Source organism: Mesorhizobium sp. NZP2298 (assembly GCF_013170825.1).
In the GTDB taxonomy this organism is placed as follows: Bacteria; Pseudomonadota; Alphaproteobacteria; order Rhizobiales; family Rhizobiaceae; genus Mesorhizobium.
Window position 1 is genome coordinate 6,164,047 of the sequence record NZ_CP033365.1, and the last position, 23,835, is coordinate 6,187,881.

Annotated in this window: 17 protein-coding genes; 7 read left to right on the forward strand and 10 right to left on the reverse strand. The window is 58.7% G+C overall.

Going from position 1 to position 23,835, the window contains the following annotated elements:
* Window positions 1–86: 86 nt before the first annotated feature.
* The 5 genes from EB231_RS29600 to EB231_RS29620 form a co-directional block, all read right to left on the reverse strand.
* Complete coding sequence (locus tag EB231_RS29600; RefSeq protein WP_340163192.1) at window positions 87–959, reverse strand: replication initiator protein A; 873 nt, start codon at window positions 957–959, stop codon at window positions 87–89.
* Between the two features lie 14 nt (window positions 960–973).
* The gene (locus tag EB231_RS29605; protein WP_172351931.1) at window positions 974–1,264 is read right to left on the reverse strand and encodes a helix-turn-helix transcriptional regulator; all 291 of its coding nucleotides are present in this window, start codon (window positions 1,262–1,264) and stop codon (window positions 974–976) included.
* A 133-nt stretch (window positions 1,265–1,397) separates the two neighbouring features.
* Entirely contained in the window at window positions 1,398–1,934 is a 537-nt protein-coding gene (locus EB231_RS29610) for a DUF2285 domain-containing protein (RefSeq protein ID WP_172351932.1), read from the reverse strand.
* A 16-nt stretch (window positions 1,935–1,950) separates the two neighbouring features.
* A complete protein-coding gene (locus EB231_RS29615; RefSeq protein WP_172351934.1) occupies window positions 1,951–2,247 on the reverse strand; it encodes a transcriptional regulator domain-containing protein in 297 nt (98 codons plus the stop codon).
* 84 nt (window positions 2,248–2,331) lie between these two features.
* Window positions 2,332–2,610 carry a DNA -binding domain-containing protein gene (locus EB231_RS29620; RefSeq protein WP_172351936.1) on the reverse strand — a complete coding sequence of 93 codons (279 nt, stop codon included), beginning with the start codon at window positions 2,608–2,610 and terminating at the stop codon, window positions 2,332–2,334.
* 115 nt (window positions 2,611–2,725) lie between these two features.
* Here EB231_RS29620 and EB231_RS29625 point away from each other — a divergent pair, with 115 nt between their 5' ends.
* Window positions 2,726–2,989, forward strand: a complete 264-nt coding sequence (locus EB231_RS29625; protein WP_172351937.1) for a helix-turn-helix domain-containing protein — start codon at window positions 2,726–2,728, stop codon at window positions 2,987–2,989.
* Window positions 2,990–3,217: 228 nt separating this feature from the next.
* Here the strand turns inward: EB231_RS29625 and EB231_RS29630 are convergent, their stop codons facing one another.
* A complete protein-coding gene (locus tag EB231_RS29630; RefSeq protein ID WP_445299330.1) occupies window positions 3,218–4,420 on the reverse strand; it encodes a DUF932 domain-containing protein in 1,203 nt (400 codons plus the stop codon).
* A 415-nt stretch (window positions 4,421–4,835) separates the two neighbouring features.
* Between EB231_RS29630 and EB231_RS29635 the strand changes: the two genes are divergently transcribed.
* Entirely contained in the window at window positions 4,836–5,366 is a 531-nt protein-coding gene (locus EB231_RS29635) for a MucR family transcriptional regulator (protein ID WP_172351939.1), read from the forward strand.
* A gap of 86 nt (window positions 5,367–5,452) precedes the next feature.
* Here the strand turns inward: EB231_RS29635 and EB231_RS29640 are convergent, their stop codons facing one another.
* Together EB231_RS29640 and EB231_RS29645 are read right to left on the reverse strand one after the other, a co-directional pair.
* Window positions 5,453–5,764, reverse strand: coding sequence for a DUF736 domain-containing protein (locus tag EB231_RS29640; RefSeq protein ID WP_111542289.1), 312 nt, complete (start codon window positions 5,762–5,764; stop codon window positions 5,453–5,455).
* 863 nt (window positions 5,765–6,627) lie between these two features.
* Entirely contained in the window at window positions 6,628–8,721 is a 2,094-nt protein-coding gene (locus EB231_RS29645; protein ID WP_172351941.1) for a ParB/RepB/Spo0J family partition protein, read from the reverse strand.
* A 216-nt stretch (window positions 8,722–8,937) separates the two neighbouring features.
* Here EB231_RS29645 and EB231_RS29650 point away from each other — a divergent pair, with 216 nt between their 5' ends.
* The 4 genes from EB231_RS29650 to EB231_RS29665 all read left to right on the forward strand — a co-directional run bounded on the left by EB231_RS29650 (window position 8,938) and on the right by EB231_RS29665 (window position 21,483).
* Window positions 8,938–10,893 (forward strand): DNA cytosine methyltransferase, encoded by a 1,956-nt coding sequence (locus EB231_RS29650; RefSeq protein ID WP_246740764.1) that lies wholly within the window; start codon window positions 8,938–8,940, stop codon window positions 10,891–10,893.
* Between the two features lie 169 nt (window positions 10,894–11,062).
* The gene (locus EB231_RS29655; RefSeq protein ID WP_172351943.1) at window positions 11,063–13,492 is read left to right on the forward strand and encodes a hypothetical protein; all 2,430 of its coding nucleotides are present in this window, start codon (window positions 11,063–11,065) and stop codon (window positions 13,490–13,492) included.
* Window positions 13,493–13,551: 59 nt separating this feature from the next.
* Window positions 13,552–15,597 (forward strand): hypothetical protein, encoded by a 2,046-nt coding sequence (locus EB231_RS29660; protein WP_172351945.1) that lies wholly within the window; start codon window positions 13,552–13,554, stop codon window positions 15,595–15,597.
* Window positions 15,598–15,600: 3 nt separating this feature from the next.
* Window positions 15,601–21,483: a DEAD/DEAH box helicase gene (locus EB231_RS29665; RefSeq protein WP_172351947.1), complete on the forward strand. Its 5,883-nt coding sequence runs from the start codon at window positions 15,601–15,603 to the stop codon at window positions 21,481–21,483.
* On the opposite strand, the gene EB231_RS29670 is transcribed toward EB231_RS29665, so the two are convergent.
* Window positions 21,480–21,923 (reverse strand): very short patch repair endonuclease, encoded by a 444-nt coding sequence (locus EB231_RS29670; RefSeq protein ID WP_340163193.1) that lies wholly within the window; start codon window positions 21,921–21,923, stop codon window positions 21,480–21,482. The two genes, EB231_RS29665 and EB231_RS29670, sit on opposite strands and share 4 nt — an antisense overlap.
* 233 nt (window positions 21,924–22,156) lie before the next feature.
* On the opposite strand from EB231_RS29670, the gene EB231_RS29675 reads away from it, so the two are divergent.
* Window positions 22,157–22,750, forward strand: coding sequence for an SOS response-associated peptidase (locus EB231_RS29675; protein WP_172351951.1), 594 nt, complete (start codon window positions 22,157–22,159; stop codon window positions 22,748–22,750).
* A gap of 154 nt (window positions 22,751–22,904) precedes the next feature.
* Here the strand turns inward: EB231_RS29675 and EB231_RS29680 are convergent, their stop codons facing one another.
* Window positions 22,905–23,744, reverse strand: a complete 840-nt coding sequence (locus EB231_RS29680; protein ID WP_172351952.1) for a hypothetical protein — start codon at window positions 23,742–23,744, stop codon at window positions 22,905–22,907.
* Window positions 23,745–23,835 lie beyond the last annotated feature (91 nt).

Genomic DNA, 23,835 nt, shown 5'->3' on the forward strand with positions numbered 1-23,835 from the left:
GACTGATTCCGGTTCCTGATAGCACGGGAATCCGGTTCCCAATGGCACGGGAGTAGCAGTTCCTGATAGCACGGCGCTGTCCACAGTCATTTCACAGCCTTGGTCGTGCGGTCGCGCCGCACGAGGACACTCGCGAACGGATCGACCGGATTGGGTTGGAAGTTCAGGCGCGAGCGCCCATCGGGATCGACACTCAACGCAAGCCGGTAGCCGGGCAGCGGCTGGCGACGGACGATCTCGCGCAAGTCGAACGTGAAACGTTTGAACGGTGACAGGCTGCCCGACTTCAGATGGAGATGGCGAAAGTCAAAGCTCCAACCATAGGTCTGGCGGCCACCGTGCTTGCGCACGAGGCGATAGAGCCAACGCTCTAGGCCACCCGTCAGGCTGAAGTACTGTCGGTCGATGGTGAGGATCAGGGCCTCGTCGACAACGCCGGCATAGAACCAATCCGGTAGGATGAGTTCGATACCGAGCGGACGTCCGTTGACATCCATTCGCTCCTTCCACTCGTTGATCCAGGAGAAGCGATGTCGCCGCCGCTCGGACGCCTGGCGGATGGATGTGGCGACCGTGGTGGATTGCAGCCGGTCGAGTGCGGCCTTCAGCCTGTTGTAGCTGTGAGCGGAATCGCCACGTCCGATGAAGGCCAGAATTTCGTATGGTGTCGCCGCCATCAGGCGCGATGTGCGAAGGCCTTTGTCGCGCGCGTCGACGATTTGGCTGGCTGCCCAGATCAGGATGTCGGCGTCCCAGATGGTCGCCATGCCATGTTCGACCGTCGCCTCGACGCGGATTGAGACGTCGCCCATGCGAAAGTCGATCGGTGCCACGCGGCGGGATTTGGCGAGCGAGAAGAACGGCCACGACATGAGATCCTGCGCGTCGCGTGGCGTGAGAACGCTAGCGCGTGCGTGAAACAGATCGAGTTGGCCATGATCGGTCGAGCGAAGCTGCATTCCCATTTCACCGATCAGGAAGCGCGATCGCGCCTGCCGACATAGGCCGGCGCGCGAGCGGCATGCGGCTTGGCCGGCGGAACGAAGGTCGCGTCGGCATCGCTGGTGGACGTGCGCGTGCCAAGCTCGATCCAGGCATGCAGGTCATCGATGTCGTAGAGGACGCGACCACCAATTTTTCGGTATTTGGGACCGGTGCCATAGGTCCGGTGCTTTTCCAGTGTACGAGTGCAAAGGCCGACGATTGGTGCCGCCTCCTTCGTTCGCAGGTATTTCTGGGGCGCGTCCGCGGGACCCTTCGACATCGCTTGATCTCCATTCGGTTCTGGTGTCGTCCTGGCCTGCCGGGACGCGCGAAAAGGACGATGGTCGAAAGGGGAAAAGACGAGGGAGGGCAAAGATCGGGGGATGTGTTTTTGCCCCCTGCGAATAACGACTTCAGCGATCGGATTTTCGGCTGCGGCTATGCGGATAGAAGAGAAGATCTCGGTAGCCGCCGGCCACAAGGCGGTCCGCTCTTCTCAGGATCGCCCGAACTTTGTGCCGCAGATGATGATCGCGCCAGTCGCGCGGCGCGATCGGCTCACGTGGTGACAACAGCACCTCAGCGATCTGACGGTAAGTGGCACCCGCGCGCCGACCATCAAGAGCGCGCAGATTGAGCGTGTGTCTTGTCTTCGTTTGTTTCGGCAGCCGGCCATAAGCCGAACCAAGCGGCCGGTTGTTCAGTCCGCGCCAGAGCCGACGTGCTGCGTCGAGCCGTGTCTCGAAAGCGTCGTCGAGTGGCAGGACGATGGCGTTGAATTCGGTCGCGGCACTACCGACGTCAGCGACGAGATTGTTTTTCCCAGTCGATGCCTGCCAAAGAAAGTGAAGCTCGTCGGATTTCAGAAGGGCGACACCACCATCCTCAGCAAGTTGAACGGTTTGAAGCGAGGTACTGACTGACGAATGAATCTGCGTGACCCGCAGCACGCGCGGCGAGGCCGCTTCAGTCCAGACGATGTTCTCGGCCGACGGGAGGGCGCCACTGGTGACCGCGAAATCGCGCGCCCCAACGGGCGGCGAATTCGGCCGGACCGGCCAGCTGTCCGGTGCCGGAGACCGGCAATGCAAGTTGGCTGCATTCGGCGATGAAGTCGTGGTTGCGGATCAGGTATTCGGCGGCGAACTCCTCGGCGTCATACTCGCGCATATCAGCATAGGCTTTCGGCTCCATCCAATCGCGCTGCAATGTTGCAGATCCTCGCCAAATGTCCGCATCGACGTGCGGCTTCGGAAGCAGCATCGGCGGCCATGGGCAGGCTTGGTAGTCGGAGATTCAGCACACCGTTGTGTTGATTCAGCACAACGTGGCAAGCGCCGGCCGCTCTTAGTGTGGCGGGCCGCCTGCAAGCAGATATCGATAACCGTTTGTCGTCATCCAGCGCGCGCGGGCAAGGTGGGTCTCCCAAGATTTAAACGCCCGTTGTGGTTCTCGGTCAGGATCGATGTGCAGGACGATCTTGGCCACCTCGCGCCAATCCGCGTCTTCAGCCGCAGCGTCGAGCAGGCGGATGTAGGTGAGCAGGCGCTCTTCATCATAGCCCGTCAGGATTGGCACGTCCGGCGCAACGTCGGCGACATCAGGATCGAGGAGTGGTCGAAGCACAGCGCACCCAAAATCACAGAATCAAAGGCGGTTACGTTCTTCAGATAACCAGATTTTCTGGTTATCTGAATTTCCATTTAATTGATCTGCCGGCTTCGTCAAGGACCGGCAGCGAATGCAAAAGACACTTCGGTCGCCAAGACATTTGCGACTTGTTCAGTTGATCGTGGACAGGCGTAAGGCTGCGGGCCTGAGCCAAGCCGATCTGGCAAAAGCAATCGATCGGTATCAGTCGGTAGTCGCAGCCATAGAGTCGGGTGGCCGACGCCTGGACGTGATCGAATTCCTTGATCTCGCCGAGACAATCGGATTCGATCCTCATGAGATCCTGGATGAGGTGGCAACGGTTCCGAATACACCCGTCAGAAAGCGCAGATAGATGATCTGCGCCGGGACGACATTGGACCCTTCGTTGCTATTACCTACATGACAGCAGTTGCATCGCGAGCCGGCGGAGCCCGGCGAGCGGCCGCCGGTTTCTTGGCGCGGCCATATGTACCGATCCACGGTACCGGCCGACCGGCGTTCTTCTGATATGAGGGATTCGTCGATGAGGCGGACCTAATAGGCCGCGCAGCGAACGTCCGCTGCGCGGTCTTTCGTTTGCTCATGCCGCCCGTTCCAATAAGGTCTTCGCCTTACCCTCTAACTCCAGCCGGCTATCCTGATGCGCCTTGGTGCGGGCATGCGCGGTCATGCCTTGCACAAAATCGAATATGCTTTCAGGCGGGCGACCTTCCTCCTGCAAGACCGCCTCGATGATCTTGCTCGTTTCGCTCTTGGAGAAACCGCGCTTGCGAAGGAAGCTTTCGCGGTCTTCGTCGCTACGGGCGACGATCTTCTCCCGCGAGGCCTTGATCCCGGCGATGAACGGCGCGGGACTTGAGTTGGCAAAGCTCGTCAAAGCGGGCGCTGCCTCATGGGCAAAACGCTGCGCGGCAAACTTCGAGTGCCGGATCGTAATCTCTTCGAAGCCTTCGACGCCCCACAGATTGCGGTTCATGCAAACAGCGCGGAGATAGAAACTCGCAATGCCCAGCGTCTTCGAGCCGACCTCGGAATTCCAGCAATAGAAGCCGCGAAAATACAGATCCGGTTCGCCATTCGGGAGCCGCCCGGCTTCGATCGGATGCGTATCGTCAACCAGAAACACGAACACGTCGCGGTCGCTGGCGTAAAGCGTCGTGGTATCCTTGGTGATGTCTACAAACGGATTGTGCGTCATCGTCGCCCAATCCAGAACGCCCGGGACTTTCCACATGGTGTCTCCAGTGCCGTTGCCCGCGATTTTCATCACGGCGGCAACAAGCTCATAATCCCAGATACGGCCATAGTCCGGACCCGTGACGGCGCGAAGCTCAAGGCGTCCGTCCTCCGTCTCGAGGGTCTTCATCAATTCCGCCCGATGGCTCGAAAGGCCGTGCTGCAAATTGATGCCTGCCAACGGTGCGGGCAGCTGACGCATGTAGGTTGCCGGTGCGCCAACAAGGCTGCAAAGCTGGCCAAAACTCCAATGCGTCGGCGCAATCGGCTGCTCTTGTCCGGGCACGATAAGCGAAAGCCGCTCCGCATTGTCGCGGGTGGCTTCCACGCGCACGGCGCGACTCTCGACGGTGCGGGCAGTCGCGGGGTCCGCCCGCCGTTTCACGGCGTCGTAAAGATCGGTGAGGCTCAAATAGCGCTCGTCATCGGGACGCGAGAACCACTCCGAGGAAACCCGTCCGATCCGCTCGCCCCGTGTGATGTCGACACGGAAGCCGCTAGGCACCTCGCGCTGGCTGTTGCTTTCACTGTTGATGGTGGTGGTCATGTTCATTTCGCTCGCTCCTTTTTGTCAATGCCGAAGGCATGTCCGCCGGCATGCCTTCCGGGGGCGCGAGAGCGCGCGGGAGTGATGGGGGCCAGTGCCGGCGCGCGGAGCCGGGCTGCATGGTCGAGCGAAGCGGATGGAATTCGATCTAGATCATTGCCGAAGTAAACCGCTTTGCGAGCCAGCGGCCCTGCTCTGCACAGCCGGCACTGGCGGGGAAGCGAGGGGAAGTTCCTCGCTTCCCATAGGATCGGCAAGGGCATCCGCAGCCGATCGGGACGATAAAAGCGAAGCTTACTCTTATAATGTCGCGCCGGAGACGTGGATTTTACAAAGAAACATACTATTTGCCTGGTTGGCGGGGCGCTGAAATTGAACGTCGCTCAATTCATCCGGTACAAAAGAAGGAAATTATATGACCACTGCTCTCGAACATGACAACGCACTGGATACCGTGTCGATAACGGCTGACATTGTCGCCGCCTATGTATCGAACAATCCGGTGCCGGTCGGCGAGTTGCCGAAGCTGATCGGCGATATTCATGCCGCTCTGAACGGCATTGGAACGCCAGCGGTAGAACCGGTGGTCAAGCAGGAGCCGGCAGTATCGATCAAGAAGTCGGTGACACCGGACTTCATCATCTGTCTGGAAGACGGAAAGAAATTCAAATCGCTCAAGCGCCATCTTCAGCACTTTAACCTGACCCCCGATCAATATCGGCAGAAATGGAACCTGCCGACCGACTATCCGATGGTGGCGCCGAACTATGCGGCAACCCGGTCGGCCCTGGCGAAATCAATTGGGCTCGGCCGCAAGGCGCCACCGGCCACATCCGCCGTTGCAGGAAATAGGAAACCCGCCGTACGAGCGGCGGCGGCAAGAACCACCGCTCCTGCAATCAAGTCGCCGGTGAAGAAGCCGCGCAAGACGACTGCCAAGGCTTAACTGGCACGTCAGACGAGTGGTCGGGCGCCGCCGGACCTGAACATGACGAAGCCCCGCCTTGCGGCGGGGCTTCGTGCTTTGTCGGATCACTCTGCGGCGCGGCGGGACCAGATGAGCGAGAAGTCGCCCTCGGTGTCGGTCTCGACCAGGCTCGCATAGATCGGAGCGGGGAAGCTGGGATCGTCGAGCTTGACGGAGTGGTAGTCACGGCCCTCGCGCGAGGTCTTCTTCCATGCCGCCCCGAACTCGGTTGCGCCGGCGAAGATGCGGAAGTCGGGACCCTTTTCGTTTTCGCCATCTGCCGGAGCGAACGTCACCGTCTTGACGTTGAGATTGAGTGTCTTGACCGAGCCGGAGAAGCCGTTCGCGGTGCGTGAGAATGTGCCGATCGTAGCCATTGTGGTGTTCCTTCTGTTTTTCTCGGGCCGCGCCGATCGCGGCCTCGATGGTGGTCGTGAGACCGGGGACGATCGGTCCGCACCCCGAAGGGGCTGAAACGAAGTGGAAGATGGCGGCGGGAGGCTTTCTTGAACCGCGAGGAATGGACGCGCAGCGGCCAGGGGAAGAAAACGCAGCGGCGTCGTTGCGGGAAGACGATCGAGGCGAAGCAAAGCGAAGACGGTCTTCGGTCAGACCCAATCCATTCGAGGACGCCGTGGGCGTGGCTTGGCGCAAACGGAGGGAACACCAAAGGCTACGATGGATCATCGGCTAGTATCGTCGGTGTAGTGACGCTACTCCGTTCTATCAAAGAACTGGCCTTAAACACCGGGAGAGTGCGGTCCCTCCTCCATCAGGTGCAAAAGGGACAGCCCGACTTCCCTTCATATTCGGCCAAACCGCCATCGAGTACCGGGCCGCTGCGAAGACGATCGACTAACTTGTGCATGCAGCGACTTCCAGGCCACCAATCTAGACGATTTCGCATCTCAGATTTGCAGGACGTGCGCCCGGTTGAGAACGAACGCGTTGGCACTTAATCACATCCGATCCCTGGCATGGCGGACTGATCCGACTATGCTGAGCAACCACGCATGGCGATGCATGTCGGGAAAGGGACGCGTGAATGCGCCCGACCCAGATACGCGCCGGTGGCTAGGTGGCAGGTCGCCCCGGAACCAAGTTCGCCTCGGTGGGCGTCATCGGGGTTCGAACGCTTTCAAAACCTCGTGTTGTCAAGGTGTCCGGCCGCGCCAATGGCGCGGCCGAAAATTCTTGGAGCGTTGGCAGGACCCGCGTCGCGGCTCCTGCCCCGTCGCGCTCACTCGGCGGCAACGTTGAAGGCCTCGGTTTCTTCGGCCGTATCTGGCTGAGCGGATTTCGCGTCCAACTCGGAAACGGCCACCGATCTGGCATCTGCTGCCTCGTCCTGCCTTTCAACGGACATCGCAGGTCGCTCTGTGCGCAAGACCACAGGCAGCCATCCGGTTCCGGCGAGCAACTGCTCGGCCGCTTCCGCCATCGGCTGCTTCTTCAGGTCGGATAGCCTGTCTGCCGCTTCTTCGCTGGCAGCTTCGCGCGCGGCTTCGAGGATATGTGCCTTGGTGATGCGCCCGAGATACGTCCGGACGGTCGGCGACCAATGTGCCGTCATGTCGAGGTTGACTGCTGTCGCCAGCCTGTTCGCAGTCTCGTGGGCGCGAGGCTTGCGCTCCCAAGGCTGCTTTACGGCATTGACGGTGAGCGAGGCGCAATGGGCGAACAACGCCATGACGCTTGCATGGTCGAGTGAGGCGATGAAGCCCCACAGGTCAACCACATCGCGAGGCATGTCCGCAGCCCATTCCGCATGTCGATCTGCCAGTGCCTTGCCTGCCGCCGTATCCTCGATGCCGTCCGCGTGACCGGCGAGATAGACACTGGTTGGGCGGATTTCGAGGCAGTGGGCTTCCGCACCCTGATAGAAGGTCTGCGCGGCAAGCGTATGGGTCACCGCGACAAGGGCGATGTCCGGCTGTTCGCCAAGCGCAAGGCGAAGCCCAAGCGTCCGATGAGCGGTCAAGTCGCGAATGAGAAGATCCGACAACGGCTTGCCGTCATCCTCCCCTTCCTCGTCGCTGCCACCATCGGAATCCGAACCGCTGCCGTCTTCGATGATCTCGCCATCGTCGTTGACGGCGTAGTCCTCGCCGTCTGGCCGCGTTTCCGCTTCCGGTCTTGCCTGCTCATCCGCGGCGCGGATGAAGCCACGTTCGATGCGCGCCGCTCCGTCATGGGAAAGCACGACGAACACACCGCCACGCGAAACAATATCAGGATCGAAGGCGTGACGCTGAGCGTCGATGCGCTCGATCTCGGCTTCGAGCCTGCCAAAACGCTGATCGACATCGTCGGGCAGTTCCTCGGCGCTATCCCATTCTTCGGTCAGCCGGTTGAACTCCTCCGATGTCGTCGCGTAGGCAGCTTTGTCTTCCGCCGACAAACCCACCGGCTGCGGGTAAGTGCGGCGCAAGCCGTTTGCGTGGGGGAAGTCGATATGGACATCTGCCCATTTCCAGCCCTCGGCCTGCCTGACGGCTTCGGCGATGCCTTGCAGCTTCTCGATCACCAAGCGGTCGAGCAACCCGGCATCCTCGTAGAAGCCACCACGATCCTCGGTGAACAGGTCGCGCAGGATAGCGCCACCAGCTTCCATGTAGGCTTCCGCGCCGATGAAGACGGCTCGTCGGTCGTTCGCTGCAACATGGGTCCGCGTCAGTTCGCGACGGATGATGTAGGGCTCTCGATTGTAGGTGAGGCTTTCGAAAACCTGCTCCTGCCGGGCGTGATCGTCAGTGATGGCGAACGCCATCAGCTGGTCGAGGCTCAGCTCGCCGTCGCGGTAGACCTGCATCAGCTTGGGGCTGACAGCGCCGAGACGCAGGCGCTGCCGTACGACATGCGCGGTGATGCCGAAGCGGGCGGCGATTTCCTCCGCACCCCACCCCTTTTTCTCGTGAAGATCGCGGAACGCTTCGAACTGGTCGGCGGGATGCATCGCCTCGCGGGTGATGTTCTCGTCCAGGCTGATCTCGTGCGGATCGTTGACCGTATCGATGACGCAGCGGATCGGCTCTGTTTTCTTGATCTGCTTGCGCTTCACGCGCAGCAATTGCGCCAGCCTGCGGCCTTCGCCGATGGTGACGAAGTAGAAGCCGGTTTCCGCGCCCTCGTCGTCAACCTCCGGCTCAACCACAGGGTTTTGCAGCATGCCCTTGGCCGCGATGCTGGCCGCATAGGCCTCGATGATCGCCTCGCTGTGCGGCGTCTTGCGCGCATTGCGGGGCGACTTCTTGAGCTTATTCAGCGGAATGAAAACTTCCGTGCCGCTCACGCCGGCGGTTCCGGCCTTCGCGTTCTTTTCAGTGGTCGTCATGGTCCTGATCCTTCTCCGTTAAATGCCGAAGGCATGCCCCTCGGCATGCCTTCCGGGGGCGCGTGAGCGCGCGGCAGAGAGGGGGGCGAATGCCGGCGAGCGGAGCTGGGCTGCGCGTCGAGCGGGGTGGTTCGGATCGGCTCAGACGATGATGGTCATGCGCCGCCTTGCGAGCGGGCGGCCCCGCTCTGCGCAGTCGGCACTCGCGGGGGAGAGATGGCCAAGACCATCACTCCCCCATTTCGAACTTGCAAGGTCGGAAAGGGCCAAATCATGCCATTTTGCCGGCTCGACGAGCCTCAAAAACTCCGATATTCTCATGGAAGTTGCGCCGGGGTCGTTTCGATGCGTCAGGTAGGAATCGATCTGTACTCGGGCTGTGGCGGCATGTCGGCTGGCGCCTGCGCCGCGCTACCTGATCTCGAGATCAAGTGGGCCCTCGACATCGATGAGTATGCTACCAAAACGTTCGCAAGAGTCCATCCAAAGGCAGTCGTCGATTGCAGAGACGTTGCCGAAGTGTCGGCCACCGATATTTTGGAGCGGGCGACAATCGACCGTATCGATTGGTTCTTCGCAGGCCCGACCTGCCAGGCCGTAAGCACGATGGGAATCTTCCATCCCGACGATCCCCGAAACGCTCTCTTCGTGCACTTCCTGAGGCTTTTGGACGGTTTCATCACCGCAGGCCGTCGGCCCGACAAAATCGTTTTGGAAAACGTGCCCGGCGTCGTTTACGGCAAGAACGTCACGATCATACGGCAATTGTTCCGAGCACTAGAGGCCCGCGACTACTACGTTTTCGCAGATGTTCTGAACATGGCCGAATACGGGCTGCCGCAACTTCGCAATCGGTTCATTTTAGTGGCCACATCGGATGCAATTCCAGCCACATTTCCTCGGGCCAAACGTTCGGAAGACGCAAGCATCGGGCTCCCGTCATACCTCAGTGTGCGTGATGCTATCGGCGACCTCTTCGACATAGAGCCGAACAATAGCACAGGTATCGTCAAGGCAAACTCCCAGCGTATCGCTGGGGAGTTCGCAGCTTTCGTACAAAGACCAAGCCAAACAATCGCCTGCCACTGGGGAGCGAACGTCTCCGACATCAATCGGCGACGTATCGCTAGCGTGCCGCAAGGCGGCTCATGGAAGGACATCCCACAAGACCTTTTGCCCGATCGTTTTCGGCGAGTGCGACTTACAGACTACACCACACTGTACGGACGGCTGCATGAAGACGATCCCGCCTATACAATCTCGGCAGGTTTCGCGAACGTGACCTCGGGTTGCTTCACCCATCCCAGAAAAGATCGATCGCTGACCGTGCGGGAGGGAGCCAGGCTTCAAGGTTTTCCGGACGACTTCGAATTCGCCGGCCCGCGCTCGGCGCAATACCGGCAAGTCGGCAACGCCGTACCTCCATTCTTCATGGCTCAGATCGTTGAGCACATTGCTGCGGGACAACACGGCATTCCTGCGCGGATCACTTCTGCCGCGTTGAATACAGGCAAAGCACTTCCTCCGCTGGTACGACGGTTCAAAACGAAAAAGTCGGAATCGGCCCGCTCGTTGGGCGGCTACGGAGGCGGAACGTACTGGCCTCTGGGCTGGGGAGAACGTCTGACCGTGGACGAATTGATCAAGAGCGGCAATCGGCTGCATAACGTTCCGCTACGATATCGGCGTCGGGACGAATGGCGCGTCGATCGCGATCAATTTTCCCAGCATGACTTGCTCACACTCTATAACTCGCCAGTTAGACTTGCGGCATTGTCGGATCGGGTGCTCGCGGTCCCACTGATCGCCGCTGGTCGAACCGACTCGATCGATCATGCCCTCGTGAAACTACTCGCATCCATCAGTTCGCTTCCCGGGCAAATCGATATTGAACTGCCGGTTGAATATCTCAGAACGCGCATCGAGCTCTTATGGACGTCTCTCAAGCAACAGAATGCCGGCGGCCTGCCTCACATGGATAGGCGAGCGCGGTCCGGAGTTGTGCGGCTAGTTTCCGCGAAGGGTGAAAGATCCGCAGCAAGGCTGAGCTTTGGTGAATTCGCCAGTAGCAAGGCGGCGGAGGATGGCGCGTCTCTCCTGCTCGTGCTGGATGCGCCTCGGCACGACTGGAGCGCATTCCACTCCCAACCCAAGGCGACCGCATCGGCCTAGAGGCAAAGCAGTCCCGCCCGATGATCATTTCAAAAATAATATTTTCGGATATTGCAATCGCGACGTTCTCGGCTTCAATTTACTTTAACTGAGAGCACTTTCATGTGCCAACGACTAATTTGATAGGAAGCTAGGGGGGATCGTGGGTCTATCCGTCGAGGAAAACTGCTTGGACCGTTTCTTTCTCGGCCCTGGCAGCATGGGGCCAATTTATGGCGTACAGGTCTCGGACGATGACTTGCTCGATTTGTTCGAGACAACAGATATCGAAAGCGCCGCCTCCGCCTTTGTACGCGCTCTACCTCACCCGAACCGGATTGCACAAATTATCGATGGCGAGATTCGTCCTCCCTTCTGCGATGGCAAACCAGATTTCGTTCGCATACTCGTTTTCCTATGCTGGATGCAGGTCACAGGTCTCAGGCAACAGGCCGATCGAAATTTTCGAGACATTCTAGAAGGATATTTCAACCATCGATTTCAGGGTCTGGCAGGATTAAATCGACTTTGGTCGTCGTTGCAGGAATTCCTCGAGACAAAGCATTCGGTGCATCTCGCGTTGCCCAGCGCGATGCCGCATTCGCGTATCGGGCGGACAATTCGGATTAGCTTTCCGACGTGGCGCGATCAGAGAGTCCTTGCAAAGCTGCATGCGGCGATCGAAAGCCGATACCAACTCAACGAACTGGTGATCGGGAATCGGATCCGAAATTCACAAACGTTCGCCGGTTCGCCAATATCGTTCAAGTATGCCTTCGAACAGTGGGACCTAGCCCGGCTAGAAGGGGACCTGGCGGCCGCAGACATGCCGTTTTGGCGAGCATGGCGGGAAACGCTCCAGGGGTCTAGTCAGAACGAACTTGAGGCGATCGAGAGCGAGTATTGTGAGATCGAACTTTTCTCTGTCGCCCCGGATGGTCGTACAAGCCCTGTCATCGACCTCATCGCACATGAAGACCGTCTACGACCTGAATTGTGGGCCTTCGTCAAGAAAGGCTGGGTGTTCATGGACGACCTTGGCCTCGGACGTTTCCGATCCAATACCAAGCCGGGATCGCCGACATTGTTGGTGACCGCAGCGCACCTAGCCAAATTCCACTCGAGTGCGATTCGGTCAGTACGACCGCTAAGAAATGGCTGGTCGCTCGTCACGTTCATCAACAATGGAATGCCCGAGCAACGGCAGACGTCCTCCGTCCCGACCTCCTTGCGATGGGTCGAAGGGATTAGGGTGGGCGGAGCGCTCTTGGGACGGGCACCACTCACTCCAGCACTTCAATTCACGGGTGAGATTTGGCCAGAAGTGACGGTGGAAGCAGCGAGCATTTCCTGCATCGTTGTCGATGGAAAGCTGACGCTACCGTCCGGGAGCTATCGTGGGCGACTCACGGGAACCCTCGACGGCATTCAACGGTCGGTCAATCTTGTGGAACAGGCCAGCGAATCCGACTCCGGTTCTAGACAAATTCTCGATGACCAGAATGAGTTCAGTGAGGATGGCCTACTGTTCGGAACTATACCAACTGACATACCAGGCCCATCCGCTTTTTGGTCCGGCGAGCGGCACGCAACAAACATGCTTCTCAGCACTATCTGCGAAGGCCTCTATGCCAAATCGATGCGTGGCCTTGCTATGTCAACTGCGGTTGGGATCATCGCCCGAGTAGTTAGAAGTGTCGCAGACTGCCCATCCCCCTGGACGATCCTTCGAGCTCTATCCGACGCGGGCTGGTTCGATCTCACGATACTGCGGCACGTGCCGGCGCGCCGCCTGCTGCTCAGACCCACAACCGTATCCATCATGCCGACGGACCCGACGCGCTGTTGGATCGACGGACCGACACCGGATGCAGTGCAAGCTCGACTTGCGGCGACTGCTGTTGCCTGTGGGGGGACTTTCGAAAGCGTTGGGGCTATCGGGGAGTGGGGATTGCCGCGATTTTTCGTTCGCTTCGCCACCACGTCACAGCTCGAAGAGTTCGTAGCTCGCTCACGTCTGGGAAAGTACGTCAACGGCTCGGTAGCAACACCGGTGAACACGGTGGACGAGAAGTTGACTCTAGAAGGCTATGCCGTCGGCGCCGTATGGAACCAGTTGACTGGATTCTTCGATCGAGTGGCCGAGGCTCCGGCGACCGGCTTGATCCGATACGAGCGCACCGAGGGAAACGCTTCCCATGTGTTCAGCTCGCGATTGGCCGGCATGCCCGAGACACGCGTTCGGTCGCCCTCCCTCGCGATCCTGGCGCATATTTCAAGAATGTCTGTCTCTGCCATGTTCGTCCGGAGGAACGCATTGGTCGCGAAAGCGCCCCGCTTGTTCTTGCCGTCATCTTGGGCGCGTTGGCTCGCAGCTAAGGTCTCATGCAATCCTGCGCCGGTCCAAATCGATGGACGGTGGGACTACCTATATCCAGTCGATGAAGCCTCTTTGCGAGCACTGTCGATCCTACTTAAGATCGATCATGCAACGATGAACTCAACCTCCATTTGGGTTCCCTATTTCGGCACCTCTCGATCAAGGCGGGATCGATCGGTCTTCGATGCCAAGAGCGGCATAGCGGTAGCCAATCGAGTGCGTAATGGGGCCCCAACGTGAGCCCGCCAGTCCACGTGGCAATTGTTCGAGTCAAAGTGGTTTTGGGCTCAGACTCGGTCTTGATCTCCGACATCACGGAGCATGCCGACCCGATGCTTGCCGACCGAGTTGTTCGCTCGTCGCTCTTGGCTCGAGGTGGAGCAGATAGTTTTTGGCGTGTTTCGGGAGAGAGTGCTGAGCCGAAGCCTAAGTCGATGACGAAAAGAGACAAGCGTACGATCTCCTCGCCACTCATGAGCGGCGAGAGCGTCTCCTTTCCGATCTTTGACGGCAGCAAGCCAAGACCGGTGCCGTCAAAGGTATTCGGGCTTCCAGCGATCGAAGCTCAGACCGACTTCAAATCGTTCAAAGAAGTCACCAGGCTCACCGTTGGTTACAGACCCGACCGCGAGGTGGCTGCGGAGCTCATTGATGCTTTGATCGACGGAACACTGAAGTCGCCCATCAAGGGCCGCGTGGATGCGATCGACCTCGGACAAGGCTATTGGCTACGCGATACCGAGTTCACCGAAAGGAGCGGCACATACCGATTCGCCACGGATATCAAGAAATTCGCGGTACCTGTTGTCACTTTGCCAATCGAGACGTCAATTATTCCTGCGGGCGCGAATATCGTTCTGTTTCCAGAGCCTCCACTGTTCGAACATCGCGGAACAAGAGACTTCCGTGCCGAGGAGGAAGTGCTCGAGTCGGCAGACGCATGGTTAGCTCGTATTTCGGAATCGCTCAAGTCAACGAACGAGGATCGGGCCAGGATCGCAGAGCTGCGCGGGTTGCTCACCAGATACGCCGAGGAGACCGTCGGCGATCATCAACTGAACGACCTGTTCGCCACCCTGACAACCTTAGAACAACGCCCAGCACTGGTTGATGCCCTCCCCGAGATCCTCAATCGCAATGCCGCTTGGTCTGCGAGGGTTCAGGCAGCGACGGATCGGGAGGTCGAGCGCAAGCTCAACGCGCTAGAATCTCGTTTCAAGGCGGAAGCGCTTGAAAAACAAGCTGCAATCGATGCTCTCGATATCGTCCTGCGGGAACGGGAGGCTCAGCTCTCTCGGCTCGGTGAACGAGAAAGAGCGTACCGAGACACCTTGGCAGACATCGAGGAGAGGGTGAGCGACAAGATTGACTCGGTCATCGAGAAACGCATAGCCGAGATCAAAGCCGAGCCGCATGTGGACCGCGAAGAATGGCTTAATCTGAAAGGCGAGGTCGAACTCATCAGGGACGCAAGCAAGTTTGAAGCCGAGCCCGTTCCAACCGAAGCACCCGTAGTCCACGACGTTCGTCTCATTTCACCGCGGGACATCCTACCTCGTTCGAAGCGCATCGCTGCGTTGCGGGCCCTCTCTTCTGCACTGTCCATCGATGAAGCTAAGCTGTTGCTCGCGATCGCGCTTGGCGGAGCCGGACTGCTTCCTGTATTCGTTGGATCCGACCCCGACGTGGTGGCATTGGCCTTGGCAAGGAGCATTTCCGATGAAGGTGTCGCAATCTTCTGCGACCCGACATTGGTTTCTTTGCAGGACTTGTTCGCCCCGACCGTGACGCGCGCGACAGGTCTATCTACTGCGATCGAAACCGCAATGGCACATCCTGACATACTCGTTGCGGTAGCCCTCTGCGGTCTCACAAAGGCTCCCTGCGAATTCTGGCTGCCGGCGCTCTTAGATGGCCAGCGATCTGGCTATTTCCCGCAGAACCTGAGGCTGTTTGCGACCGTATCGTCAGATGGGATCAGAGTGCCCCTGCCCGACTCTCTGCTTCGCGCAATCGTTCCTATCGACATCGGCGCCGATCGGTCCCGGTTGGTCGATCTACCGCCACCTTTGACGCCGGCGGGAGCATGGCCGGCCTTGCCCGCTATGCAGACTGAAGAGTCCAAGAACCTGCGTGTCGGACTTCAAGACCTGCTCGAGGTCTCAGATCGAACGACAATTGCGTTCCTCGGAAAGATATCCAACGACTGCCAAGCATCGGTCGACATCGCCGCGATCGACCTTGTTCCCGCACTCAAAGACTGCCTTGATTGGCTCGCGGCCGTTCGTGGACCGACTTCGCCACAGCACCCGAGCACCAAGTATTTTCAGCAATTCGAGGATTGAACGATGTACGATCCGATCGGTGGCTTCAAGCGTATGATCGACCAGTTCATGGTCTACCTCGACACCGCCTATCGAATCGAGAATCCGACCGTGGCAGCTGCGCGGCACGTCTTGCTATCGGCTCCCGGCGAGCTCGCCCTCGATCCAATCTTCGAGGCGGTGCCACGGTACGTCCAGTGGTGTCATGGCATCGAGGAACTTGTGGCCGACTCCGAGGGGCGGCTCGAAGGCTTTTCCAAAGTACAAAGGCGAGCGTTTGCCGAGTTGGTTCTGTGCGGTCTTTTCGACAGCGTTGCCGATGACTCCGAGCTCGGAAGAAAGGGATCTTACAAACCATACCTTCACCAAATGGACATGCTGCGCCGCGGGGTCGCCGACGGTCTGCCGGGTATCGTCACCTCGGGAACGGGTTCAGGAAAGACCGAGAGCTTCCTTCTGCCTTTGCTGGCGCAAATCTCTCGAGAGGCGACTTCCTGGCCGGCTCCCCTCCAGCCGATAGACGACGACTGGTTGGATCCGCACGGAAGATTCAAATACCACCGCAGAAACGAACATCCCGATCGGCCAAAGGCGATGAGGGCGATAGTCCTCTATCCGCTGAACGCCCTCGTCGAAGACCAGATGGTTCGACTTAGGAAGGCGGTGGATTCGCCAGAGGCCCGGGCCGTGATGGATCGGTACTTCGCGGGGAACCGAATTTTCTTTGGGCGGTACACGGGCAAATCTCCCGTTACTGGGTACCTCGAACACCCACGCTTGGCGGACACGCCATATTGGGACAAGCGCTCGAAGCGGGCCACTGGCGAACTCCGAAAGGAGCTTCGACGCTACCGGGAAATCCAGTCGAAGATCGGTGCTGACCCGACGCTCCCCGACGATCTGAGGTACTTGTTCCCATCTACCGATGGCGGAGAGTTGATCTCGCGTTGGGATATGCAGGCCACGCCTCCGGATATCCTCGTCACCAACCAGTCGATCCTAAATGCCATGCTGGTGCGCGAGATCGATGCACCGATCATAGATCAGACCCGCGACTGGATATTGCGGGAACCTTCAGCCCGCTTTTACCTGATCCTGGATGAACTGCATCTCGTTCGTGGATCTGCCGGCGCCGAGATGGCTTCGCTGTTAAGGATCCTGATCGAAAGGTTGGGGCTGTCGCATCCCGATCATGCCCATAAGCTCCGCGTACTGTCATCTAGCGCATCGTTGCCTATGGAGGGGGCCGATTCCGCTTTCAGCGTCCAATATCTGAAAAGCATGTTCGGCAACGCCGGTACTTCAGGGAGCACAGACCTCGATAGAGCCTGGCGTGACAGCGTCGTCACAGGGACGACCGAAGTTACGCCCCGCCCGGAAAATACTCCGACCTCGGAATCGCTGCGAGCTGTTGCCGATTCGGTCGAACGCGGCACCTCGACCCCTGCTGGTGCGGGCGCGCTGCTAGCGAGCATTCTGACAGCATCCAAAACGATTGAGGACCCGAGCGCGAACACGGACCTGGAGGCCCTAGAGAAGGCGACCAAGACCGCCGCAGCTATGCTCGAGTTCGCAACACAAGATCCTGAAGTACACGGGAGGAGGCGTCCCAGCTCGGTTGGGGAAATTGGTACTCGCTTGTTCGGGGAACGCGATGACGATGCGGTTAGGGGGCTGTTGGTTCTCAGAGCGATTCCCGACATTCCGACCGAAGTGCTGCCGGACTATCTTAGACCACGGCGGAGCGAGATCTCCTCTCTCCCTAGTTTCAGGATGCATACCTTCGTACGGAATGTCGAAGGGATGTTTGCATCCGTGTTGCCTGGCCCCGACAAGGCGCCCGTCTGGGGCGCTCCGAGCATTGAACGTGGCGTCGACTACGACACGTCTACGGATGGCGAAAAGCGACGTATCTTCGAGCTCCTCTATTGCGAAGCCTGCGGGGAACTGTACGTGGGCGGTAAACGTGGCGAATCTGGCCGCTTCATTTCGCTGCTGCCCGCACCGGAGGAGCTGGAGAAATTGCCTGAAGTGGCTGCGTCGTTGCGTTTCGAGGACGCCAGCTACGAGGAATTCGCAATGTTCTGGCCAGGCGGGACGGAGCCGATCAACGAATTGCGCGATGATCCCGCGTTTCGGTGGAACGCTGCGTTTCTCGATTCTCGAACAGGCTTGATCTCGCCATCGGAGCTTCCTGATGCTGTCCCAGGCTACTCCCTCCATCGGCGCGATGCGAAGGACCATCACGATCGCGATCGAACTACGGGCGGCACGGCCGTTCCCTACTGCTGTCCCAAATGTGGGACCGACTATTCCGGTCGCTACCGTGCCCCCAACTCATTGCGGAGAGAGGGCAGGCTGTCACCCATCAGAAGCTTCCGAACGGGCTTTTCCAAAACCTCGCAGCTGCTGGCAACAGAATTGGTTGCCGCATTGAAGTCGCAAGGAGGCGATGGCAAGCTCGTCGCGTTTTCCGACAGCCGGGAAGACGCTGCCAACCTAGCCCTGGACGTCGAGGTACAACACCAGACCGACCTTCGTCGAGAAATTCTAATCTCTTCAGCGGAGCGGTTAGCTCGCGAGCGAGCGTTTACGGCCGCTGATGAACGGGTGTTGGAGCAGCTAAGCCTCGACATCAAGGCGCTCATGCAACGCGACCTTCCCGAAGAGGAGGACGCACTGGAGGCCATGGTTGCCAAGAGAAAGGCTCTGCGGCAGAAAAAGGAAGAAGGCAAATACTCGCCCAGCCTGCCGCTCTCGGAATTGTTCGAATTCAATCGGGGTAGAGCCGGGGACGACGTCCGCCCCATCGTCGGCGGACTGTTGAAGATCGGGGCCTTGCCCGTGAAAGGCGCCGACACCGTGCTGAACCGTGTGCAGCGCCAACCATGGTACCGTTTCTTCAACGAGCGCGATGGCGAAAGCTTTTGGAAATCCGATGAGCCAGAACCGTTACATAGCCTGGTTGGAAAAGCCCGTAATTGGGTCGAGGAACAACAGAAGCCAGAAGCTACCGATCTACTGTTCAGTAAGACGTATTTCGCGCTCGAGGAAACAGGCCTGGGTTGGCCTAGCTTCTACGGACCGAGCGAATACACGGCAGAGCTCTCCAAGAAGGACGCGTGGCTAAGACTGTTCGCCGACGCATATCGACTGGTACCCAACGAGTTTCAGAGCGAGGCCAAGAAGAACTGGAACGACGCTCGCGATATGCTAGGCGCGCGACGAACGGGACGACTTCGGCACTTGATGGAAAAGCTCTTCACCGATCCAGCCGCCGCTGCGAACGAGTTCCTCTCCCAGCTCGGCGCCGAGTTGGGACAACGTACCAATGGGACGATCGACGTCACGCGCCTATTCTTTAGGATGGCAAACCCCGATGCGCCGGCTTGGCGTTGCGCAAAATGCGGTCGCGTCCACCTTCACAGGGGCCTGGAGAGCTGCACGCGCTGCGGCGAACGCCTACCTACCGAAACGGCTTTGACTGCCGGGTTGGTGTCATCGGGAAATTTCCTCGGTCGCCGCGTAATGCGCTCGCTCGAAACTGGCGGGGCACTCTTTCGCTTGAGATGCGAGGAGCTGACGGGTCAAACGGAGGATCCGGCGACCCGGTTGCAGCAGTTCAAGGGTGTCTTCGTACCGGACGACGGAGAGAGTGAGAGCGATTTCTTACTTCGCAAAAAGTTCGATGAAGTCGATCTCATATCGGTCACCACCACGATGGAGGTCGGCGTCGACATCGGCTCGTTGCAGGCCGTCTATCAGGGCAACATGCCTCCCCAGCGCTTCAACTATCAACAGCGAGTGGGCCGCGCCGGTCGGCGGGGACAGGCGTTCTCGACGGTTCTTACGGTGTGCCGGAGTAAGAGCCATGACATACACTATTTCCGCAACCCGCTCGACATGACTGGTGCAGCCCCGCCGCCGCCTTTCATAACGACCGGTCTCGTGGACATCCCGTCGAGACTGCTGCGAAAGTTCTGGCTGGTTGAGGCGTTCAACAAGTTGAGAAACGACGCGGCCGGCGCTTGGGCCGGCGACGACATGATACCCGGGGACATCCACGGTGAGTTTCTCTACTGCCGTGAGTACTTCGATCCCAACAAGACGTGGCCCCAACTCCTACATGACGCGTTGGTGGAGACCAATCCGCAGTACGAGCTCTTCGCTGGCATCCTCGCAAGAGGCGCCGGATGTGACATCGACCAGCTTCGGAACGTGGTCGCTGTCGACAGCGTGCTTGCCGATGTGGAATCTCTGCGAGCAGAATATTCCATGCAGGCTGTTGGCATCGCTTCCGCCTTAGCTGAGCGCGGTCTCGTTCCCATGTATGGGATGCCGACTAGATCCCGGGATCTCTATGTCGACCTGCTTTGGAAGGGATCTCAGCAGGATCGTGCCCTAGAGTGGGATACGATCGACCGTGACCAGGATATGGCGATCTTCGATTTTGCACCCGGTAGCGTGCGTACGAGAGAAAAACTGCATCACAGAAGTATAGGCTTCACGGGTCCCCTTCCAGTACCTAGCCAGTTCACGGATGACCTTACAAAGCCTATGGAGCCCTATTCCACGTGGTTCAAAGATGATTTTCTTCTCGGCTACTGCGATCATTGCGGCACCTGGACCCGCAGTTCGTTCGGTTCCGTCGTCTGCGGTGGATGCGGGACCGATCTGGCAGAGAACGCGATCCGCTGCATCACCCCGTCGGGGTATAGGAGCGATCTGCGGCCGTCCGAAGAATCGATCGCCTCGAAGGTCGGTCAACGCATCACCCTTGCGAGCTTGGGCAAAGCCGACGAGACGGTCGAGAGTGGAAATCTGCGGGTCAATTTCGCCGAGCGTTCCGAGATATTCATCGTCAACCCCGGTGGTCGCGACGAACAGGGGTTCACCGGGTTCGACGTCACTCCATCGATTGATCTCTACGCCGCCAATCTCCCTTTCGCGCCCAAGAAACTGCAGTTGTCCAACCAAGCGATCATGACGGATGTCGTCGTTGAGGCACCAACAAGGTGGGTGGGCACTGGACCTAGCGAGAGAGCATGGCTCGCGTCTCCCAAGATCACCAACTCGCTGCAGATCGGCGCTTCAGTGTTGAACGATAGACTGAGGCTAAACGAGCTGGACGGTGGGTTGTCGATGGGAAATCGCAACCCCGGTCGGACAAGCGTTAGAGCTGCCGCCATTTCCGCGACGGAGATCGTGGTGCAGCGGGCAGCATTCGAACTCGACATTGCGCCCGAAGAGTTCGATGCGCTCGTTCCCAATGCCATGCCTGGGAAGACCGGCGTCCTACTTCCGTACATTCAGATCGCGGACGCATTGCCCAACGGCTCGGGATTTTGCCGACATCTTCTGAGTGATAGCTCTCTGCCGGTGACGTCGCTCATCAATAGTGTTCTGAATGACACATCGGCTTGGCCGAGGCGGATTTTCGATGACCGCGGCCACTCGGACGCATGTGGCACCTCGTGCTACCGATGCCTTCAGCGTTACAACAACCGCAACTACCACGGCCTACTCGATTGGCGCCTCGGGCTCTCTTATCTCAGATCGCTGGTGGACCAGAACCATACGTGTGGTCTCGACGGAAATTACGACGCCTACGAGCTGACCGACTGGCGGGCATTGGCCGACCGGAGTGCGGCGGATTCCGCCACATTCATCCCGCGAAACTCAAGATCCATAGTAGGTTCCACGCTCAACTTGCCGGCATTCTCACTATCCGAGGGTTCCGACAAATGGGCTGTCGTAGTCCACCCGCTTTGGAGGCGCGAGGGCCTTCTAAGTCTTCTCGGCCTCGATGACCGCTATGTTCCGATCGACACCTTCGAACTCGCACGACGACCGCTTCTCGCAATCGAGCGAGCTCGCAGTCAACGTACGGGATCAACCGGACTCTAGCTATCTGCCGCCGTCCTCGCCGCCACCTCCGCGACGATGCAATCGGCTATGTCGTATGGCTGCTCGTGCTCCCAGAAACGCAGTACTCGCCAACCTTGGGAATATAGGTGAACGTCCGTTTCGTGATCGCGATCGGTGTTGCGCTTGAATTTTCTCGACCAAAAGTCCGAGTTTGTCTTGGCTAGCGAACCATGGACAGGACAACAGTGCCAGAAACATCCGTCGAGAAAGATGGCGATCTTCTTCTTGGGAAACGCGACGTCGCACGTTCTGCGTGGCATCCCAGGAAGCGAAAAGTGAACTCGATATCTCAGTCCGCGTGCGAATAGCAATGAGCGAACCGATCGTTCGAAAGCGTTGTCTCGGCTTGGCGTCCTCCTCATTCTGTGACTCGCTGGACTTGACATTCGATCTCCTACCTGCGCGAGGCCGCGGCACATCACAGCAACTGGATCGCAGATGTTGAACCTCCACGCGGCTGAACGCAGTGTCGGCGCGGAACGAAATTCACATGCAGCAATTATCGATGCAAACTAAGCATGGTGCTTGCATGCCTACTTGAGCGCGTCGCCCAAGATTTCGGGGCATAGCCGAAAATCTCAACATGGTGTCGTTGCGGGCCAGGCGCGCTATTTTGCCCAACTCTATAACGAACCAAACGCCGGGGGCAGCTATGTGCAATGACTACGAGCAGCATATCGCCTGGGCCGAATATTGCCGGATGATGCAATCGATGGCGCTCGATATTCCGAGCCACCAAACCGAACTGGATTTGCCCCTGGCGGACGACATCCGCATCAATGACCCCGCTCCGATTATGCGCGCCGCGGGTGACACGATGGAACTCACGCGGATGACCTTTGCTTTTCCCCCATCCGGTCCCAAAGGCGGGCCAGTCTTCAACTTCCGCTCTGAAGGCCGGAGTTTCGGCAACAGCAAACGCTGCCTCATCCCGGCATCAGCCTTCTTCGAATTCACCGGGAAGAAATATCCAAAAGCGAAACATCGCTTCACGCTGAACGATGCCCCGTTCATGGCAATCGCGGGACTGTGGCGCGATGGCGAAGGCAACAAGCCACCTACATTCACGATGCTGACGACGGAGCCTGGACCCGACGTTGCGCCCATTCACAATCGTCAGATCGTAGTGTTGCGCCCGGAGGATTGGGCTGCATGGATCCATCTCACGAAACCTGAGGCCGACATACTGAAGGCCTTACCCGCAGGGTCGCTGACGGCACAAACCGTGCGAGAAGGGACTGGCTGACTTCGATGCTAGGCATTTTGTTGCCAGGATGGCGCCTGCCAGCCTGAATTTACATCATCCTAACATAGATCGGACCACATAACGTCAGAGCAGCGTGAGTGCAGGAACAACAAGTCTAGGAAGTGCGGGGCAGCGCAACTAGCGAAAGTCGCTGCTATCGTCCCGCGGACGAGGAGCCTTCGGCCATTAGGTTCTTCAATAGCGGCGCAAGAATGGGTAGAGGGCACCCGAAGATGACACGCTGTTTCGGAAGCCAAGCACTCTGCAACGCGACAACCCAATACCGAACAGCTTTCTCGCCCTCGATCCGAAAGCCGAATATCGGTCCGCCGCTCATGCCAACTATATCATTGATAGGTAGGCTTCCGCCGATTTCTGCAATGAAGCGAGGGTATGTCGTTTGGCGCGTGCCTTGTGGCGCCGCCTCCCGGCGCGACACCCATATCATTGTCGGTGAAACTGCTCCGTTACCCCGGGAGTCGACGAAGGGCGAGGTTGATTCGCGAGGAAGACCCAGCACGGCATAGCCATCAAAATCAACACGGTGTTGGTGTATCCACCGTTCCTCGTCGAGTGCAATCGTTCCATTTTTTGCCAGAAGATTGACGTAGTATGGACGCAGGACAATCGCGCCGAAATCAAGCCCCTGTTCGTCGTCATCGATGAAGAAGAACGGTTCGCTGCTTATATCAAACGGAACTGGCTTGTCGCTGACGCGGCCCTTCGCGAAGGTGTCGGCCAGAACCACATCAACGATCTCTACTCTGACGTCGGCGAGTTTTTGTTTGAGGTCAGCCAGAACGTGGCCCGCTGTTAGAAAGCAGACCGAACCCGCGATATCAATCAGCGTTCCAATGTAGGCGGCAAAGGATAGGGCGTCGTTTTTAGAGGCGTTGGCCAATCGATAGGTGACACAGATCGCCAAGAGATGACGGCCAAAGAACTCCAGTGCGTCGCCATGTCCCCAACCTGGACTGTCATCGGTCTGGTCCATCTATTCGACTCAAGAACTCGCCACTTCATTCGCCAGACTGCATGATCGTCATCAGCAAGGCAAACGACTCGAAACGACATGGAGTGGTCCA